Below are 1,993 nucleotides of genomic sequence, written 5' to 3' on the forward strand. Positions count from 1 at the left end.
GTACTGTGCGCGTCGCCCGCCCACCCGATGTGCGTTTCGCAGGCCGCGCACCGGCACGGCGGGCGACGCGCACAGTACGATGCTCCAGTCAGGCTGCGACGACGCAGCCGGTGCTCGGAAAAGGGGCACGCACCCGACGGGCGACAGCCCGAGCCGGAGAGACACATACGGAATCCATCCGTCCCTGATCTCGAGAGGCTCACCATGCCCATCGTCTCCGCGCACGTCGCGCACGCCCTCGCCGCCCACGTCGACGCCGTCTTCGGCGTCATGGGCAACGGCAACGCCTACCTGCTCGACGCGATCGAGCGCGACACCGACGCGTCGTTCGTCGCCGTGCGGCACGAGGCGGGCGGCGTCGTCGCCGCCGACGTGCACCACCGCGCATCCGGCCGCCTCGCAGCGGCGACCGCCACGTACGGCGCAGGCTTCACGAACACCCTCACGCCGCTGGCCGAGGCGGTGCAGGCGCGCGTGCCGCTCGTGCTCGTCGTCGGCGACGAGCCCACGACCGGCGCGCGCCCGTGGGACGTCGACCAGGTCGCGCTCGCCGCAGCCGTCGGCGCTCGCACGTGGGTCGTCGGCTCCAGCGACCCCGCTGGCACGACGATCGACGCGATCGAGCACGCCCTGGCGCACCGCACGGCCGTCGTCGTCGCGATCCCCTACGACGTCGCGACCGTCGACGCCGGCTCGCTGCCGACGCTGCGCGAGCCCGCTCTGCCCGCGGCGATCGAGCCCGAGCCGGCCGACGTCGACGCCGTCGCCCGCCTGCTCGCCGGCGCGCGACGTCCCGTGCTGCTCGCCGGTCGCGGCGCATGGCTCGCCGGCGCGGGCGCCGCGTTCGACGCCGTGGCCGACGCGACGGGCGCGCTCACGACGGCGTCGGCGCTCGGCCGCGGCCTCGCGAGCCGCGATGAGCACGACCTGGGCGTCGCGGGCGGATTCGGCACGGATGCAGCCATGGCGCTCGTCGCGGACGCCGACGTCGCGCTCGTCGTGGGCGCCTCCCTCAACCAGTTCACGATGCGCTTCGGCGCGCTCTTCGGACCCGAGACGCGCGTCGTGCAGATCGACGTCGCAGCGGCGGCGACCCACGCCCGCGTCGACACGTTCGTGCGCGGCGACGCCAGGCTGACCCTCGCGGGCATCGCGTCGGCGCTCGCGCAGCTCGAGGAGCCCGCGAGCGGGTGGCGCGAGTCGGTCGACGCACCCGCCGCGCGCGTGCGTGAGCGCGGCGACGGCCTCGCCGCCGACGGCCGCCTCGACCCGCGCTCCGCCGCGGCGCGCATCGGCGAGCTGCTGCCGGCCGACCGCGTCGTCGTCTCCGACGGCGGCCACTTCCTCGGCTGGTCGAACATGCACTGGCCCGTCGCGTCGCCCGACCGCATGCACATGGTCGGCACCGCCTACCAGTCGATCGGGCTCGGCTTCCCGTCGGTGCCCGGCGCCGCCATCGCGCATCCGACGGCGACGATCGTGCTCACCACGGGCGACGGCGGCGGCCTCATGGCGCTCGCCGACCTCGAGTCGGCCGTGCGCGTCGCAGGCGGCCGCGGCATGGCGACCGTGTGGAACGACGCCGCATACGCCGCCGAGACGACCCTCTACGGCGGCAAGGGCCTCGCCCAGCCGCCCATGCTCATCCCCGAGGTCGACTTCGCCGCGCTCGCGTCGGCGGTCGGCGCCGAGGGCGTCGTCGTGCGCACGATCGACGACCTCGAGCGCCTCGCGACGTGGGCGGCCGAGGATGCGGCGACGCGGCGGTTCCTGCTGCTCGACCTGCGCATCTCCCGCGAGGTCGTCGCCCCCTACCAGCGCGAGATCATGCACGTGAACCAGTCGCCCACGCGCGAGCAGATCACGCAGGAGCCCGTGCGGACGTAGCGATCCGGTCCGCGCCGCGGCGCTCGCGCACCCACCCGCGCACCCACCCCATTCGCGTTTCGCAGGCGATCGCGGGGGTCCGAGGGAAGATACCCCTCGACCACCC

At 75.2% G+C, this 1,993-nt stretch carries 1 protein-coding gene; it reads left to right on the forward strand.

Translation table 11 applies throughout. The features are described 5' to 3' along the window. Positions 1-204: 204 nt before the first annotated feature. Positions 205-1,887, forward strand: a complete 1,683-nt coding sequence (locus ACZ6H8_RS13820) for a thiamine pyrophosphate-binding protein (protein ID WP_464147467.1) — start codon at positions 205-207, stop codon at positions 1,885-1,887. Positions 1,888-1,993 lie beyond the last annotated feature (106 nt).

This window comes from Agrococcus sp. AC640b, from assembly GCF_979255995.1.